Origin of the sequence: Stratiformator vulcanicus, from assembly GCF_007744515.1 — a bacterium.
In the GTDB taxonomy this organism is placed as follows: domain Bacteria; phylum Planctomycetota; class Planctomycetia; order Planctomycetales; family Planctomycetaceae; genus Stratiformator; species Stratiformator vulcanicus.
This window is the reverse complement of the sequence record NZ_CP036268.1, coordinates 2655728-2673087: the sequence shown is the minus strand read 5'-3', so window position 1 is coordinate 2673087 and position 17360 is coordinate 2655728. Positions and strand designations below refer to the sequence as shown.

Here is a 17360-nt window from a genome sequence, read left to right as displayed (position 1 = left end):
AATGCTTCGGTCGCGACGTTGCGGATCGCTGTCGATCATGGCGATCTTGACGACTGTGCCTTTTGCGGACCAAACGCAACCGTTGCGGGCCGGTTCCCGCGAATCCGTTCGGAGGGCCCCTCGCCGCTCAGCTTTCGTTCGAGAGGTCCTCGTCTTCGCAAACCAGACCGCCGTACTTGTCAAACACAACGCGAATATGGGTGTCGAGCAGCGCGATGAGTTCCTGGTCGTCCGACTTGAGCGTGTACAGCGGCGTCACATGACCGACACGGGAGGCAAGAATCACTGCGGCCAGCACATGATTCGGATCAACCGGCAATTCGGTTCGGGCTTCCATCGCACCTGCAATATCGAACAGCGTTTCTTCAAGGCCCAATTCGACCGAGACCTCCCCCTCGGGAGTCATCGTGATGCCGTTGACGATTTGAATGGGAGCGCTCATGGGCGTTTGCCGTCCGGGGCGGGTTTGAGATCATTCAGTGCCAGCTTGAAGCGATTCTTCGTTGAGTTGGAATCAAAGAGTACCTGAGAGTCATTCCAATGATTCCAGAGATTTGATAAGTGAAAATGTGCGTCTTTCTCTCCGGCAAGGTTCGTCGTCTCATTGGGATCGGCTTCTAAATTGAATAATTGGACGAGCCTCTGCTCAGGATAGACGACGATTTTCCATTTTCCCTGTCGGTAGGAAAACTGCTCATCCTTGTACGCGAGTTCGACGCCCCGGCGATACTCGCGCAAGAATGCGGGCACAGCTTCGTCGCTCCGTGACCGCAGAAGTCGCCTCTGCATTTCATTGGTATTTAGCGGCGGGAAAACTTCTCGGGCAAGCTTGTGGGACTCGACGGACCGGCCCGACACATCGGCCCGCGTCAGAACCAAGCTGAAAACGTCGTGGAGGTAGCAAAGATTATCGACTCGCCGGTTTTTAGCCACACCCGGACCACTAAAAATCAACGGGGCCTTCATGCTGTGCTCGTAGAGGTTTTGCTTCCCCATTAATCCGTGGCTGCCGATTGCGAGGCCGTGGTCGCTAAGGAATACGATCAATGTGTTCTCCCGCTCGCCGCTCTCATCGAGCTTTTTTAAGACTCGTCCGATCTGCGCATCCATGTGCGAGATCATCCCGTAATACGCGGCGAGATGTTCTTTGACGACTTCGGGCGTGCGGGGCCACTCCGCCAACTTCTCGTCCCGAATTTTCATCTCGCCGTTATCAAACGGATGCTCAGGCAAAAAATTCGGCGGCAGCGGCATGTCGGCCGGATCGTACATCGTGTCATAAGGTGCCGGAGGTGTCCGCGGATCATGCGGAGCTGTAAAGGCCAGATAGAGAAAGAAGGGCTGTTCCGCGTCTTCGCGACCTTTAAGAAACGACACAGCCGCATCGGCAAATAATTCACTCGAGTGTGTCGTTCCGATTCGCTTCGACTTTTTGGGATAGCGGTCTTCTGGATCGAAGTCATGAACCGGGACGGCGAAGTGATCACTCATTCCACCAAAGAAAATGGCTCCGCCGGCATTAAAACTTCTCGTGAACGATTCTCGCCCGTTGTGCCATTTGCCGCAGCCAAAAGTCGCATAACCGGCGTTGCGAAAGTGTTCGGGAAGCGTGGTCTGTCCTGTTAAATGTTTATCCGCCTTCCACAAATTCTCGCCGGACAGCAACATCGCCCGGCTGGAAACGCAGACCGCTCCATACATCGAACCCTGACAGTAGGCGTTCTCAAACGTCGTGCCGGTTTGAACGAGCGAGTCAAGATGTGGCGTCTTGATGATCTCGTTGCCCAGCGCCGCGATCGTATCGACGCGCTGATCATCGCTGACGATCAGTACCACGTTCGGACGATCAACTGCAACTGCGAAAGAGGTATACCCACCGAGTAGGGCGCCCACACAAATAATGACGAAATTGAAGCGAATGCAAACGCTCATTAAAGATCCTTATCTCCACCCACTTCCGCGACAAAACGCAGCAACGTATTACGGTTCAATTTGCCGTATTGTGTCGGGTGGACGGGTTTGTGGTTGCCGGACGTCGATAGCCGTTTGCTTTAATTCCGAAACTTCTTCGCGAACAACGCGAACGGCATCCTCTCCCAAATATTTGTCGATCACGCCGATGACCTGACGTGTCATTGCACGAATTCGCGCAACGGCGACACGATTATTTTGTTTATTCGCCGCCCGCACCGCCAACCCCTCCAATGTTTCGGCTCTGCTGGCAAACTGAGCTGAATCGGGCAAACGCTCGGCATCGTTCAAATACTGCTCTGCCTGCTGAAATTGATCGGATCGGCCGGCCCGTCGTGCCTTCGTCAACAAGGCTGCGCGGCGGGCGACATTGTCAGTCAATTCGACAGAAAGGGCCGCAATATCCGCTTCGAATTTTAATCGGACTTCGTCTGAAGGGAGTTCCAATACGGCCACTTGCTTACCACCTGGGAAAATTGGCACCTTGGCCAAAGTAGCCGATCCACTGCGGACCGTCGCCCAGACCGGCCGTCGCTTAGAGGTTTGAGGAATGATGACTTCCCCCCGGCGGGACGTGATCAAGACTCGCTCAGATTCTGGCGCAACAACAACATTAGGTTCGGCAGTCTTGTCGCCACTCGTTGCGGTCTCCTCAGCAATCGGTGCGATATTGACCTCTCGCCCAGCAAATACGAATTCGGACGGAGCCGATTCGACGATCTTAAAGGTCGTCTCGGGATGCGAAGGTCTCACAAGAATCGCGACCGCAGTCACACTCCCCCGACGCCGCGGCCCGATCGGTCGGCGGAGCGCGGAAATCGGGGAAGCACTCCGAATGCCGCGGGAGGGCGACGCCAATTGCAAATAGGTCCAAGGAATTTCGCGAATCTCGCGCAATTCGCCATCACGCGTCGTCATTCGATAGAACGGTCGCACGAACGTGCCGACCCCCGCCGGCATTGCGGCCGGGTCGGGCGGCATCAGCGTTCCGGCCCGCTGCCTCAACAAAATGAAGCCGTCCTCGTTCACTTCTTCGATGAGAAAGATCGGCCGAAAAGTCGCGGCGATTAATTCGACGATCGTTTCGCCAACGGCTTCTTGCACGACTGTTCGCCGGATATTTCCGCCCCTTGTCCCGGTCGCCGCATCGATTTCCTCCACCGCGATCTCCGCGAACGGATGAGAACTGCGAACGAGGACTTCATATATTTTGTCTGAGTCCTCGTTTGAATCGGACTGAGATGGTTCTTGGTCATCACCGGCAGCCGACTTTGAACTTTCGTCGATCTCGGACGGCGCTCCGATCGTTATGTTTGTTCTAAAATGCCCACCGAATGTCCGCAGCAGCGATTGATTCAAGTCTCGCAACAAACGCGAGTCATCAATGAACGGACGAAGTTGAGGTTCAATATTGATGGAGACGGTAACAGCGTACGCTTTGAACTCGTAAGGAACGGTAACCGCATCAAGATCTTCGGCACCAGCGCGACTATCAATCGCGCCGATCATCGCAATGCAGGCGACTAGTGCTGCCCGGCTCTTCATCATTTCTTGCCTGTGCGATTAAGGTTCGGAAAACGGTTCCGTAGAACACGTTCCGCATGGAAAATAGATAATTCAGGAGGCAGTACGCTCATAGCAGAATCGTTCAGGACGAACTGTCTCAACGGTTAGAAAATTTGCGGGTATGTAGGCCGGAGTTCCCAGCGATCTAAGTCTTGGTAGAAGTCGACAGAACGTTCCGGTCTGTTGCGTAGCCGTCTCGAGTAAATCCAATAGTGGTCTGTCTCGAACAACGGAATGAGCGGGACTTCGTGATACATTAATTGATGCACTTCTTTAGCAACTTGAAGTGCCGAATCTGGATCGGAGGCCCTTTCCAGTCTCAGCAACGCCTGCCGTAGACGATCAGATAACGGCATGAGCGATTTCAGCCGAACCTGCGGGTCGAGCGATAGCAGCGATGAAAGTTCACTAACGGGGTCGACGATCGGCAGGCAGCGATAAACGATGTCCCATTCCGCGCTGTCAATTTCGAGCAACGTCGTGTCGTCGACGATCTCAAGATCGACTCCTAAGAAATTCCACGCCTCGGCGACTTGCTCGACGATTTCAACAATCGGCGCGACATCCGGACGAACGAGGACTAATCGGACCTTATCGTCAGGTCTCGATGACTTTACGGACAACGACAAAGATAACGCGAGGAGTCGATCGTAGGGACGCGGTTCGATGCGAATGTCAGCGGCGATGCTGGATCGAGAGTATGGGGCAACAGCGGTTCGAATCGAATTAGAGTCGCGACCGCGTCCGAGAATTTCACGACCCATTCGCGGACGATCAAGCGCATAAATTAACGCACGGCGAAGCTCCGGGCTTTTTAAGCGCGGCGATCGGGGATTGAACTGCAGAAAGTGGACATCAGGAACATCGGACTTCGACACCGTGCAAGACTCGTCATCTTGATAACGAGCCAAAGCCCACGGCGGGACGTTTGAGATGGCGTCAACCTCGTCCCGATCAAATGCCTGAGCTGCGTCAGCGAAGCTCGGGAAGGCGGCCTCGGTCACTTCAGCAACATGAAAAGTTCTGGCATTATCGGGTTCAATCCGAACTCGCCCGTACCGTGCCGATTGCCTCGATCGCTCGAACTCACGGAATGCAGATTTTGAAAGCTGTCCGCCTGATCGAGTTCCTCTTCGTGGAGACATTAGTGCCTCCGTCGAAAGCGGGATGCGGGTAAATCCCAGTTCCAGTTCTCGTTTTCCTTGAGTGCGAACGAGCGATACCGCAGCCGCGAATCGCGTGTCCTCAGCCCGTGCCGAAGGGGCGACCAGTTTCGCCACAGCCTGCCACGCTTCTCCGGCCGTCATGGGCTCATGTGCGGACCAAGCTGCAGTCGTCGAACGAAATTTGAAGACGGCCTTTCGGCCCAAATCGGTTGGCAGCCAGTTGTCGAGCAATTTTGATCGAAAAATCGGTTGCCCCTCGAGTCGAATGACCTCGAAGACGGGGACCTGGGTCAATCGATGGACGCGAATATCTGCGTTATCGAGTACGAACCGCCGATTCGAACCAGCCGATAGCCGAGGTACTGCGACGCGCAGCCGTTGAAATCGCGTCGTCAAACGGCGATGCATTTCGGCGACTTCGTCGAGCCGTGGCCAACTTAATGCCGCCAGTTCAATTTGGGCGGCGGCTTTCGCGTGATCACCTGCGTCGTCCGCCGCGATCGCCGCATCACGATAGCCTTCCGATTTTTGAATTAAGTTTGCGCTGATACGCCTCACGGCGGGAAGAACTTCCCAGGTGCTTGACAGCCGAGCCAGATAGTAACGGGCCCGCCGATATTCATTTGCCGCTATGGCGCTGTCGAGAATCTTCGTGGCGATCTCATCGGCCAATTTCTCCAATCCCATTGCATTGGGATTCCGGGCGTAAAGGTCTTCGGCTCGAATCAATGCTTCGGATGGCCGGCCGTCTTCCAACATCACGCGGGCTTCGGCAATGAGGACCTGCTCTTCAAGTGCAGTCAGTCCCGGCCAATCGGGAGTTCGTCGTCCAAGTACGAATAGCAGCTCGAATGCTTCGCGAATCGACTCCCGCGTTGGCTCGGCAAGCAATGCTTGGGCCCGCCTGAGCATAAGGTCTTCGTGGTGAAGCACCTGCTCGACTCGGGCAACCGGGAGCAGATATTCGGCAACCTCTCCCGAGCCGGGCAGTATCACGGCGATGTTGGAGTTATTCCGAATTTCCTCACGTCCGGCATCGGTGACCCGCAATCGCGGATTTGCTCGCACCTTATCGGCGGCAACCTTCAATTCTTCGAGCGTGTTCGGGCGCGGATAAACCGGTTCGGCGACCAGAACCCGTCCGGACTTTAAAACGATCCAATCGCGACGTTCGTTGCTCAACAACTTCTCGGTTGGCGGTAGCTCCAACTCGTCAAACTTGGGTAACTCTGATTGCTGCGCTTCGGAGTCAGCGTCCTCTTGCGATCGGGCATAGCTTGGGAAGCAAATTGAAAGAGTTAGCAGTGCTAACGAAAAGAAACCGAGCTGCAGCGACTGCTTAAATCGATCGCGGAAAAGCCGGTCGACGCAAGAATTTGCAAGCGCTGAAAGCGATGTCTGAACGCGCATTAATCCACCTCATCTCCCGAGGGGCTTTGCTCGCCGGCCGTGCCAGTCGACTCGTCGCTCAGTTTAAGCAGCGTGCCGTCCATCGTGGTCAGAACTGTCATCGTGTCGAAGCGAATGGGATCACCGTCAAGCGGTTGTCCCAAATCAAGGCGTCGCTGTAGTCGACCGTCGTCGGCGTTGACGAACGTGACCCCACCGTCGCGACCGGCGAGACCGATGACATCTTCGGTGAAAAACGGATGACCGGCGAGCCCGGCGTCGCCAATTTCGACTCGCCACAAAGGCCCCGTCTCGATCGCATTTTGTTTGACTGCCTGGACCGATCCGTCGGCAAGTTCCGCAACGACCAGCGAACCGATCGACATCGGAGTTCCCAAAACCTCCGCGGTACACTGAGCCTGTTTTCGCGACCGGAGTTCAGGGAACGCGAGTGACAGAACCGTTCGTCCGTCGGCCACCAGCAGGTTGCTTCCGTCACCGTTGAAGCCGGCCAAAATCGGCGATGTGAATTGTGCGGTCGCAATTTCGACCAGCGAACCGCCGGACTGCGCCGGTGACTCAAATACGCGAATGACACCCGCGGTGTCGATGGCCACAACCTGCCCTCCCGGTGCAGACATCAGTCGCGCCCAATCGGCAGTTTCGCCATCGATGACCGGTAGTTGAAAATCGACTCGATCGGGAATGACCCGGTCGTTCAGCCGCGCGATAGTCAGCGTACCGGGCTTGGCAACGACAACCGAATTGCGCGTCACGACTGGCGGAACGTCGATAGACACATCGGCTTGGAGCATCGAACGGACTCGGCCCGAACTGTCGATGATCCAAATTCGAGACGACTCGCCACGCTGCAGGATCACGGAGTTGCCGCCGGCGTCATGAGAGACAATGAGAGGACGGCCGAATTCGTCGAACTCCGGCAGTGGTTGCGACCGATCGATCGCCGCGCTCGTGCCGATTTCGTCGACCCGCATTCGAAAGATTTCACCGGCAGTCGTGACGACCGTCAACAGGCGGTCGGACACTGAGGTCGCTAACACGGGTGACGAGATGACGGTCCGCCATAAAGGCTGCATCGTCGTTCGGTCAGCTCTTGTCACAAAGATCGCCGAACTCGCCGGCACCTGGCGAGTGGCGAATAGGTCTTCACCCAGCGTCTGCGGCGATTGAGTATGGCGGCCCGAAGCGATTGAACTCGGGTCGATCTCCCATCGGTCTGCCGTCCATGTGAGTTGACGCAGAGAGGAGCCGGCCATCCAGACACGTCCGCCCGATCCGGCGACCAGCTCGACTGGTCCGGGCTGTGGGTCGGGGAGTTGAACACTCGGCCCGGCGGTGAGTACCGGTTGTTCGATGTTATCGGAAACGATGAATGCGCTGAGCCGCTCGCCGTCGGTAGGGACGAACAGCTTGTTGCCACGCAAAAGGGGGCGACCATTGATTCGCCCTTCCAAGCGAAGCGTCGCAGCCGGTTTCTCGTCGATCTTCCCATCGAGGACTCGCAAGACGACCAACTGAGACTGCTTCACGCGGTCATTCATGCAGAGCAAAAGTAATGAGCCCATCGTCAACGGTGCGTACTCGATCGAAGCTGGAGCGTGACCGACCGCGACGACTTCTTCGCAAGCCGGGGGATCGAGCGTGACGACATAACCGGTCTCGCTCTCGCCCAGCACGAAGACCTCCTGCCCGCTCGGCATCAGTGCGGCACCGCCCACAACCGGTTGCGGAAACGAAAGGCGCGTCTCCAGATCACCTGTCCGCAGATCAACGATGACGAGCTCTTGGGAGTCCATTAACAGCACGACACGCCGCGGCAATAGCAGCGGCTCCCCGACCGGTTGACCATTCAGTGGCGTACGCCAGACCGACTTGCCGGTCCCTGCATCGAGGAGCATCAAATCGCCGGCGACCGGCGCGAAGACTAATACCGAAGGCTCCGGCCGAAAGAACTCCACTGGTGCAAAAGGCGGTCGGCGCGCCAATCCGGTGCGCCACGTGACCGCGCCAGTCAATGCATCGATGCCGAAGACTGCCTGCGAGCCGATAACCGGAATCGTGCGGCCGTCCGAGACTTCGTTCGTTTGGCCACGCAGGCGAGACGATAGCACCGTCGACGGAAGTTGGATTTCATCGGTGCCGATTGATGTGACGGGATCGTCCGATTTGATTTCAACCAACATCGCCTCTGCCGCCTTCGCCTCCGCTCGGATCGCTTCGATCTCCGGCCGTGTCGCCAATTCCGGATAGCGAGCAAGCAGTTCGCTCAGAGCCTGATAGGCCTCGACAAATTTTGCCTCCTCGATCTGATTTCGAATGGACGCCGTTTGCGACTCAAAGAACTCGCGTCGACGGGCCGACCACTCGGCTTCGGTGATCTCAGAAGTAAGGCGCTTCCGCACGGCCGAATCGCGGGCTTCAGCGTCAACAAATCGGTCGTGCGTGGCGGCGGCGACCTGCGCGGTCTCCAACAGCTCGCGATCACCGTCACGAATGGCGCCGGCGGCTGCTCCCTCGGCAATCGCGAGCGAAAGCCGCGCGACCTCGGGCCGGACATCGTCGAAGCCGGGGCGATCTCGGTTGTCTCGATGAAATCGCTCCAGCAGTTCGAGCGCTTTCGGATAGTCGGGGGCGGTCGATTCAACGACGCTTTGCACTCGCGCCAACCCCAGTCGCAGCCGAACCTCCGACGCCCGAGAGTCGGTTGCGTACTCAAGTAAGAATTGTTCGAAGCCGCGGATCGCCTGAGAGTACCGACCGACATCGAGATCGGCTTGCGCCTGATCGAGCAACGCCGTTGAAGACTCTCGACCGATCACGAACCAGATCGCAGCCGCGGCCAAGAATAGGGCGAGTACCGTCCCCACGCTGCCCAGCACGACGGGCGACCTTAAAACGTCTTCTTCTCCGGGGCGACGGGCCCGCTTGGAAATCGGCTTAGTGGATGACGACTCTGCGTCGACGGGCGCTCCCTCCGTCTTCGGCGCGGCATCCGATTCGTCGTCGATCCAATCCTCTTCAAAATCGTCGGCGAAACCGCTCTCACCTTCTTCTCCAATGTCGGGCGTCGACTTTTGGGTCGCGGATCCATTTGGGCCAGTGAACTTGCCGGCGATCACGACCTCTGCGACTGGAAAGCCGCTCTTGTCGATCTGCACTTCCGGCTCTTCGACTTTCGGCGCCGGCTTCATCTTCCCTTTGAGGCGTCGCGCGGTTGCTTTACGAATGCCGCGCGTGAATTTGAGATCGAACGATCCGACGCGAATCACGTCGCCATTGTCGAGCAGTTTTTTGCGGACGACCGTTCCGTTGACTTCGATTCCTTCGGACGTGGCAGCCGTGACTTCGTAACCTTTTCCCGACCAGCGAATGCGGCTATGCATCGGCGGAACGTCAGAACCTTCCAAGCAAATATCGCTGATGTCTTTTCGACCGACGGCGAGCGGTTGCCGACGAGAAATCGGCAAGATGTCCTGTGATTGGCCATCGCGAATAATTTCAATCTCTGCCATCAGGATCGTCGGTCACGAGATACGGGAACAGGCTGTCGTCACGGGGTCGTTTTGTCTCTTCTTCGTCGAAATTCAACTGTCGGGATTTGCAATGCGGATTCGCTGCATTCCGACTTCGTTGCCGGCGTCGTAAGCGATCACGACCGCTTCATGCCGGGCTTGATCTGTGGCTTGAATCACCATTTCTGTCTTCCGGTCTTCCCGCATTAATTCGGAAAGCCGTACGGACAGATCATCGATCGAATTGATCGGCTCATCGTCGACGAACACGCGATCGCCCGCTTCGATCCTCACAATGACCGAGTCGTCCTGCAAATCTTCGAGCGGAATCGCCTGGGACGCTCCCTTGTCCTCAGGATCGGGCGGCGGGACCTCAAGCGTTTTTTGCACGCTAAACGAGGCCGTAATCATGAAGAAGATCAGCAGCAAGAAGGTCACGTCGACCATCGGCGTCAGATCGAAATCGTCCTCTTTCTTCGCGCGGGGGCGGAGTGCAAAACCGCCTTCGAGCGCATCGTGAACGCTGAAGCTGGACGCGGGCTTTTTCGCTTGCCCGCTCGCCTCCGTCGGCACCTTCAAAATCGCATCGCACTCGCCGCAGCGGACCCGTTGCCCGGCGTAGCGAGGTCCGATCCGAAGCACGGCATCACAAGAGCCGCAACGAAATTTGAAGGACATATTACTTCTGGAACCCAAGGACGATCTAACGGGACGCGGGATCCTGAACCCCGAAGAACAGGCGAATTTCTTCAAAGTCGGACAAACCGGAGGTCAGTCGTCTGACGTCGCCGAACGGCAGATCTCGATCCGCGTTGACGATGACCCGCTCGGTCCGCGGTATTTCATTCAAGCCCGCTTCGACGAGGTTTTTGAGCGTCTCGGCTTCGACGGCCTCCGACAAAGCTCGCTCATCCCCACCGGGAAAAACGACGGTCGGCTCGTCTCCCTCCGATATCGGACGTCTCAGCGTAATCATGATCGACTCGCCCGTTTCCGTTCCGACACCAAAACGTGCCGGGGGAATGTCGGTCGAATCGGTCTCCTGCATGGTCGAGGTGACCATAAAGAAGATCAGCAGCAAAAACGTGACGTCAATCATCGGCGTGATGTCGAGATCGGCCTCGCCCAGCTTGCGACGTTTGGGCACATAGGCTTCGTCGTCCGCTTCGTTCGGCCCCGCGTCGACCGGGGCGACGGGTGGGGAACCGATCATGACGGACCTCCCCCGGTTCCGATCGACTCGGCAAACTCATCAAGAAACCGACCCAGATAGTCCTGCACCGAGTCTTGCAGCTTGCCGATTTTGACCTGCAACACGTTCCCCGCCAGCACTAGCGGAATCGCGATCGACAGTCCCACGGCCGTCGTGGCCAGGGCGAAGCTGATGTCTTGGGCAAGGTCGGCCGGATTCGTCGCCCCCTGCTGCTGCATCGACGCGATTTTACCGAACGCCGCGATCATCCCCACGACGGTTCCCAACAGCCCGAGCATCGGGGCCGTCTTGACGATGGTCGTAATCCAACTCGTGCGATACTCGAGATCGGCCAGCACGTCTCGCTCGAATTTTTCAGCGAGATTGCGCTTGAGCTTAGGAAGTGGCGTGCCCCGATTCGTTGTTGCCATCATCATCAACTGGGGAACCGCCTTGCTCCAGTACGGCGGGCGGTCGCATTTCTCGACGACGGCCTCATATTCGCGCCGTCGCAGATGCTCGGTGATCTCTTCGAGAAACGCGTCTCCCTGAGCGGCATTGCGGAATTGTTTCTGGCCGATCCGTCGGATCAGCAGCACGACCACGAACACGCCGTAAACGGCAACCGCGGCCATCGCTGTGTAGATGACGGTCGCGGCAATGTCGAATATTTGTTGATTCATTTTTCGGTCTGGAGGCTCATGCCTCGTCAGGTTTGTTGAACGACGCTTCCTGTACAGTGAAAGTCTTCCCGCGAAAATTTTCCGGTGCAATTCTGTCAGCGAAAATACGTTTGTCTGGTGACCGCGAATTCGAAGTCGGAGCCTTTGCGTTGGACGACAAAGTAGGTCCGACGGACGTCTTTCGGTGAGGCACCTCGATAAGATTTTTCCAGTTGCGCAAGCAGCGCCTCGGTCCGAGGCGGATAGAAGTGGAAGATCGTTCCCGATCCGACATCGACGTTCGCTTTCCGCAGTAGTTTGAGATCGGCACTTTTGCGTCCCCCTCCCTGCCACGTCATGTAGAGTCGATTCTCTCCCGCCCCGGAATTGACCATTCGCACGGTAGGAGAAGGTGACGTGAGACTACTGAGATACGCTAATCGCCCGCCCGGCACCAGCGCACCGATCTCGATCCCGAAGAAGTCCAATTGACGGGCGTATTCCTCCGAAGTCGCACCATCGGCAAACCGAATAAACCAACGCTGCTCCCGCGGCACGCCGCTGTCGCCGTCCCCGACGCCCAAGGCCTTGTTGCCGGTTCCGTCGGCGCTGCCGGGATTGCCCGCGCTCCGCGCGTCGAGCGCCAGTTGCTGCTCGGCTTGTTGCGTCGCCACGTCAGACAGTTCGACGACGGCCTCAAGCAGCGGTTCAATCTCCGTCTCATCGGAGCGAAGCTCGGCGAGGGTCGGGTCCGGTATCTCCTCGTAGGGACTTTCCAAGTCGAAGGTCTCGTCTGGCGTGCCGTCTTCCGATCCTCCGGAAAGCGTGATCATCTCCAAAGGGACGGCCTCGTCCTTCTGCCAAACATGAACCGCGGCCCACACCCCGGACAGCCAAAGAACGACGACGACCAGCGAGATGATAAACGCAACCACCAGTGCCAGCGTCACATCGTATCGCGTCACCCGCAGAACGGGTTGCGGTTTTGGCTCTACGTCGGGTGAGTCGACCGTCGCCAATGGAATGCCTTGCTCAATCGAAATTGAAGAGGTTGGAAGTGTTCTCAACGATCCGGATTCAGCGGGTCAAAAACGTCGGGTCGTCGACTTCGAACAGGCCGTCTCTTTGATCATAGGGCTGAATACGCCGATACCAGTCCTGCCACGCCTTGATCGATTTCGACTGCCATTGCCTGAGTGCTTCGGCGCGAAGGCGATCACCGGCCCCTTCGTCGAGGCCGGCGAATGGGCCGGCTGGCAAACCGAAGCCGTCCGGTCGTCGGCTGAGCACGCATAGTCCATTGTGAGCTTCAATCGCGACGTCGGCGTTATCGTCAGATAAGCCGCGAATCAGCAGGGGGGCGATCCGAATTTTGCCGCTCCGAGCAAGGGCCCAGAAGGCGGTCAGCCGCACTTCATCCCGCGGATCGTTGGCCAATCGAACGAGACGGTCCATTTCGCCGATCAGTTTCTCCGGCTCGGCGAGCCTCACTTTTTCGACAATCGCCTGTTGGACGGCGGCGGCATCCCCCGTATCAATCCGCTCCAGTTGTGACAAAAGGTCGTCGAGCGGACCTGTCGACTTTCGCGTTTCAATTTTGCTCCCGTCGACGCGCACTTCGTTGAGGTCGGTGGGAAGCCCTCGCCCGCCGGCCAACAGGCCCCCACCGATCGTCGGAACGTCTCGACGTCCGACCGCTTTCGCCGTGGCCTTCGACAGAAACAAAATGGCGAACGATGTGCCAACAATTTCATTTTCATACCGATGGCCACCGATGAACGTGCCATCGGGCTTCTGTGATGCCAACAGATGCGCCGCCCCATCGCGATACCAGTCGACGTCTCCAAACTGATCGCGGTCGGCAAACGCGGCGGTCCGTTCGACGGTATAGAGGTAATAGAGCTTCCACTCCGTCGTTGATTCCGTCGTGTAGTTGCGATCGATCCAGGCAAGTGCAGCCGATCTTGATCTTTCAAGATCGGTCTTAGAGATCGTCGCCTGCCCGGTGACACCACCACCCGTCGGAACGCTATTATTTTCGTCCAAATCGACAGCTTCCAAAACGCCAAAGAGTTTGGGGGCCGGCATCGGATCTTTCGGAGTTTTGACGCGGCCTCCACTCGGATAAAGCTGCCGAAGGGCCAACGCTAACGTCCCGGCACCGGCAAGACACATCGTGTCTTTGGACGGTCCCTGCGGCGGGTGATAGGCGAAACCTCCATCACGAAATTGTGTCGCAACATGCCAGCGAGCGAGATCGCTCCAAGCAGTTGATGGGACAGTCAGCCCGGACCGTCCGGCCGACCATAAACCCAGCGCGGCATACTGCGTAATGCTCGTGTCTCCCCCACCCGTCTGATTCGGATAATACCACGCCCCATGAGCCCGCTGGCCTGCGAGCAGGTACGAAAGAATGGAGTTCATCTCATTGCGGTAACGCTTCGGATCGATGGATTCAAGAAGCATCATCTCCAGCCCGGCAGCATAGTACTGGTTGCTGGGCTGATAGTCGGTTCTGCAACGACTCAGAACGTTTTGCAGCACCGCAGCGACGGCAGGATCAGTGGCTGGGACCGACGTCTTGACCAGAGCGAGTGCGGCTAAGGAACGGTCGCCCGCCCTGCCCCCGCCGTCACTCAGCTCACGTTTCAGGGCGTCCTGACCGCGGCGGATCGCGGCGTCAATTTCCGGCGTCCTGTCCGCAGGCACCGCACAGGACACGCATACGGAGAAGACCGCAAACGCTACGATGAAACCACCGATCGAGCGAATGCCCGGCGACGTAATACGCATCGAAAGAATCTCGATTTCAGAAGAAAGGCCCAACGGGTCGATGCTAAACCGCAACAGCGACACAATCAATCGGCCTGCGCAAAGCCGCGAGCGAATCGGTCCCTCGCGTCAAAGTGATCGAATCGCATTGGCAAGACGACGGATGCCTTCGGTGATTTCGTCGGGAGACAGCACGCCGTAGCTGAGCCGCATGTGATTGCGAGGCCGCTCCGCCGGTTCGCCGCCGTAGCAGAGCTCGCCGGGGACGTACATGACCAGTTCTTTCTGGGTGGCGATCTCGAACAGCCGGCTGTCGAAAGACGTATCGAAGTGCTCCGGCAGCGTCATCCAAACGTAAAGCCCGCCCCGCGGTTCCACCCAGCTCACACCATCGATATCGGAGAAGTACTCCCGGGCGGCGGCGACCATTGCATCGCGCTTGCGGCGATAGGACTCGCAGACCTCATTGACATGCTCATAGTAAGAGCCATCGGCGAGGACTGAGGCTATGATGTGCTGATTGAGATGTGCCGAGCCAAAATCCTCATTGCCCTTGCGACTCGCGATCGGCGCGACGAGCTCTGTCGGCGCGATGCCAAAGCCGACGCGAAGCCCGGGGGAGAAGCTCTTGGAAAAGGTCTGCGTGTAGATCACATGCTCGCCATCGGGATCGCAGCCCCACACGCTCGGAGGGTCATCGCCCTCGTAGCGCAGCTCGCGATAGGCGGAATCTTCTAGCACATGAATGCGATGTGAAGTCGAGCGGCGCTTCGCAATCTCGACAATTCGTTCCCGACGTTCGGCGGCAAGAACGTAGCCGCTGGGATTCTCGAAGTTGCTGACCAAATAGATCAGCTTGACGCGATCACCGAGCCCCACGGCATCGAGTTCGTCGAGCTTCGCATCGAGCGCATCGGGCCGCATTCCGTTGGTATCGGTTTCGACCGTGATCGCTTTCGCACCGACACCGGCGATGGTGCCGAGAAACACGAAATAGGTCGGAGCAGCGACGAGGCAAATGTCGCCCGGATTCAGCAACACCTGCGCCACCAGGGAGAGAAACTGCTGGGACCCGTTTGTCAGAATAACACGTGAAAGGTCGACACCGAGATCGGCAACAGCCTTGCCTTCCTGCGTGGCGAAATGTTCCAACACCGCGCGTCGGGCCCGCTCGGCTCCGCCCGTCGTGCCGTATTGCAAAAAGGCTCGACCGCGAATGTTTTCAGCGAGGAGCCGATCGGTCGCGTTGCGGACGAGGTCGACCGGCAACGTCGAGGCGTCAACAAATCCCGCGGCCAGCGACAGGCACTGCGGGTTTTCGATCCCCTGCTGCATCAAATAGCTGATCGCCCCGCCCTTTGCCCAAAGAGCGCGATCGGCGAGTTGGACGGAAGCGGACATTTCGGCGGAGGTCATTTGCAATGCTCTGATCGACAAGCCCGACGCGCGAGCGAGGGTCTTCACTCAAAAGGGTGCCACAAGATAACGTCCCTCGCTGGCGCGTCGGGCTTGTATTTAGTCCAATTTCAATCGTTTTCTTGCAGCGAGCAGGGCTTCGACGAGAGCGTCGACTTCTTCCTCGGTGTTGTAAATTCCGAAGCTGGCTCGCGTTGTCGCGGAGACACCCAGTTTGTCGTGCAGGGGCATCGTGCAGTGATGGCCATGGCGGACGGCGATGCCTTTGCGATCGACGAGGAAGTTGATGTCCTCCGCGGCGGCGCCTTCGATTGTGAAGCTGCAGATGGCGGCTTTGTGTTCGGGAGCGGGTCCGTAGATCGTGATGCCGGGGACGGCGCTGAGCTTAGCGTGGGCGACCTGTGAAAGCCGGGCTTCGTGGGCAGTGATAAACTCCCAACCGAGGTTTCGGATGTAATCGACGGCCGCGCCCAAGCCGATGATTTCAGCAATCGGTGGCGTACCGGCTTCGAACTTCGCCGGCGGCTCGGCTTCGGTGAAGTGATCGAGGTAGACGCGGTCGATCATGTTTCCGCCGCCGAGAAACGGCGGCATCTCATCGAGAATCTCGCGCTTCGCATACAGCACACCGATGCCCGACGGTCCATAGAGTTTGTGGCCGCTGAAGATATAGAAGTCGAGATCGAGTTCCCGCACGTCGACCGGCTCGTGCGGCGCCCATTGCGCACCGTCAACGAGAATCTTCGCGTCCATCGCATGGGCCGCCTTCGCCAAGTCGGCGACCGGATTGACCGTCCCCAAGACGTTGGATAAGCCGGTCACAGCGATCAGCTTCGTCCGCTCGGTGACGACCTCCGGTATCCGATCGAGGTCGATCTGCCAGTCGTCGGTCAGCGGGAGGAATTTGAGTTCGGCACCGACTTCACGGGCGAGCATCTGCCACGGGACGAGGTTGGCGTGGTGCTCCATCTCGGTCAGGACGATGACGTCCCCTTCCTCGATATTTGCCGGCCCCCAAGCCTGAGCGACGGCGTTGATCGACATCGTTGTGCCGGACGTGAAAATGATCTCCGAGGCATCATCGGCGTTAATGAACCCGCGGACCTTCTCGCGGGCAGCTTCGACGGCCTCGGTCACCCGCATCGCCAGGCGACTCTTGCTGCGATGCACGTTCGCGTAATACCGCGACAGGCACTCCGTCATCGCCTCGATCACGACCCGCGGTTTCTGAGCCGTCGCCCCGTTGTCGAGGTAAATCAGCGGCTTCCCACCTTCGAGTGGTTCCTCAAAGATCGGAAAGTCTGATCGAACGTCGGTGGCGGTCGGAGAATCAACTGTCGGGATCATTCGTATCCGTTTAATGCTGGCGTGGCCGAGTCAGGTGGTAGGCGACTACGGTGATGACAAATCCGACGTAGGCCCAAAAGAAATAGATGAGTGCCAAGATGAAGGGCGGGTAGTCTTCAACGACTGATGGCTCAGAAGCAACCTCGATGATCGGGAGTGCGATGAAGAACAGGTAAGGCGACCACACCAGTGAAAGTCTCAAGGCAGTGCGGGGCGACATCGGGTCGATCCACTCGTCCGAACAGAATTGAGCCGATATCTACTTTCTAACAACCCCTGACGGGTGGCCCGGCCCAATCGGGCCGGGTCGCGAAGCGACACGAGGCGATGAATCTGCTGGGTGATG

The 17360-nt window shown here is 57.9% G+C and carries 13 protein-coding genes; all 13 read right to left on the bottom strand.

The genetic code is table 11. From position 1 onward, the window contains the following. Window positions 1-127: 127 nt before the first annotated feature. The 13 genes from Pan189_RS10470 to Pan189_RS10410 all read right to left on the bottom strand — a co-directional run bounded on the left by Pan189_RS10470 (window position 128) and on the right by Pan189_RS10410 (window position 17234). A complete protein-coding gene (locus tag Pan189_RS10470) occupies window positions 128-442 on the bottom strand; it encodes a hypothetical protein (RefSeq protein ID WP_145363866.1) in 315 nt (104 codons plus the stop codon). Beyond that, on the bottom strand, window positions 439-1932 hold the full coding sequence (locus Pan189_RS10465) for a sulfatase family protein (RefSeq protein ID WP_145363865.1): 1494 nt from the start codon (window positions 1930-1932) through the stop codon (window positions 439-441). Before Pan189_RS10465 ends, Pan189_RS10470 begins: the two co-directional genes overlap by 4 nt. Window positions 1933-1980: 48 nt before the next feature. Continuing rightward, window positions 1981-3516: a hypothetical protein gene (locus Pan189_RS10460; RefSeq protein WP_145363864.1), complete on the bottom strand. Its 1536-nt coding sequence runs from the start codon at window positions 3514-3516 to the stop codon at window positions 1981-1983. A gap of 125 nt (window positions 3517-3641) precedes the next feature. After that, window positions 3642-6113, bottom strand: a complete 2472-nt coding sequence (locus Pan189_RS10455) for an ABC transporter substrate-binding protein (RefSeq protein ID WP_145363863.1) — start codon at window positions 6111-6113, stop codon at window positions 3642-3644. After that, complete coding sequence (locus Pan189_RS10450; RefSeq protein ID WP_145363862.1) at window positions 6113-9625, bottom strand: outer membrane protein assembly factor BamB family protein; 3513 nt, start codon at window positions 9623-9625, stop codon at window positions 6113-6115. The genes Pan189_RS10455 and Pan189_RS10450 overlap by 1 nt, the downstream gene beginning before the upstream one ends. A 72-nt stretch (window positions 9626-9697) precedes the next feature. Then, window positions 9698-10303, bottom strand: coding sequence for an ExbD/TolR family protein (locus Pan189_RS10445; protein ID WP_145363861.1), 606 nt, complete (start codon window positions 10301-10303; stop codon window positions 9698-9700). 25 nt (window positions 10304-10328) lie between these two features. Next, window positions 10329-10838, bottom strand: coding sequence for an ExbD/TolR family protein (locus Pan189_RS10440; RefSeq protein WP_145363860.1), 510 nt, complete (start codon window positions 10836-10838; stop codon window positions 10329-10331). Continuing rightward, window positions 10835-11500, bottom strand: coding sequence for a MotA/TolQ/ExbB proton channel family protein (locus Pan189_RS10435; protein ID WP_145363859.1), 666 nt, complete (start codon window positions 11498-11500; stop codon window positions 10835-10837). Before Pan189_RS10435 ends, Pan189_RS10440 begins: the two co-directional genes overlap by 4 nt. Before the next feature lie 95 nt (window positions 11501-11595). Further along, window positions 11596-12546 carry a hypothetical protein gene (locus Pan189_RS10430; RefSeq protein WP_310820317.1) on the bottom strand — a complete coding sequence of 317 codons (951 nt, stop codon included), beginning with the start codon at window positions 12544-12546 and terminating at the stop codon, window positions 11596-11598. Window positions 12547-12556: 10 nt separating this feature from the next. Beyond that, a complete protein-coding gene (locus Pan189_RS10425; RefSeq protein WP_145363857.1) occupies window positions 12557-14272 on the bottom strand; it encodes a hypothetical protein in 1716 nt (571 codons plus the stop codon). Between the two features lie 108 nt (window positions 14273-14380). After that, a complete protein-coding gene (locus Pan189_RS10420) occupies window positions 14381-15667 on the bottom strand; it encodes an aminotransferase-like domain-containing protein (RefSeq protein WP_145363856.1) in 1287 nt (428 codons plus the stop codon). A 99-nt stretch (window positions 15668-15766) separates the two neighbouring features. Then, window positions 15767-17014, bottom strand: a complete 1248-nt coding sequence (locus Pan189_RS10415) for an aminotransferase class V-fold PLP-dependent enzyme (RefSeq protein WP_145363855.1) — start codon at window positions 17012-17014, stop codon at window positions 15767-15769. A 10-nt stretch (window positions 17015-17024) separates the two neighbouring features. Beyond that, window positions 17025-17234, bottom strand: a complete 210-nt coding sequence (locus Pan189_RS10410) for a hypothetical protein (protein ID WP_145363854.1) — start codon at window positions 17232-17234, stop codon at window positions 17025-17027. Between the last annotated feature and the right edge of the window lie 126 nt (window positions 17235-17360).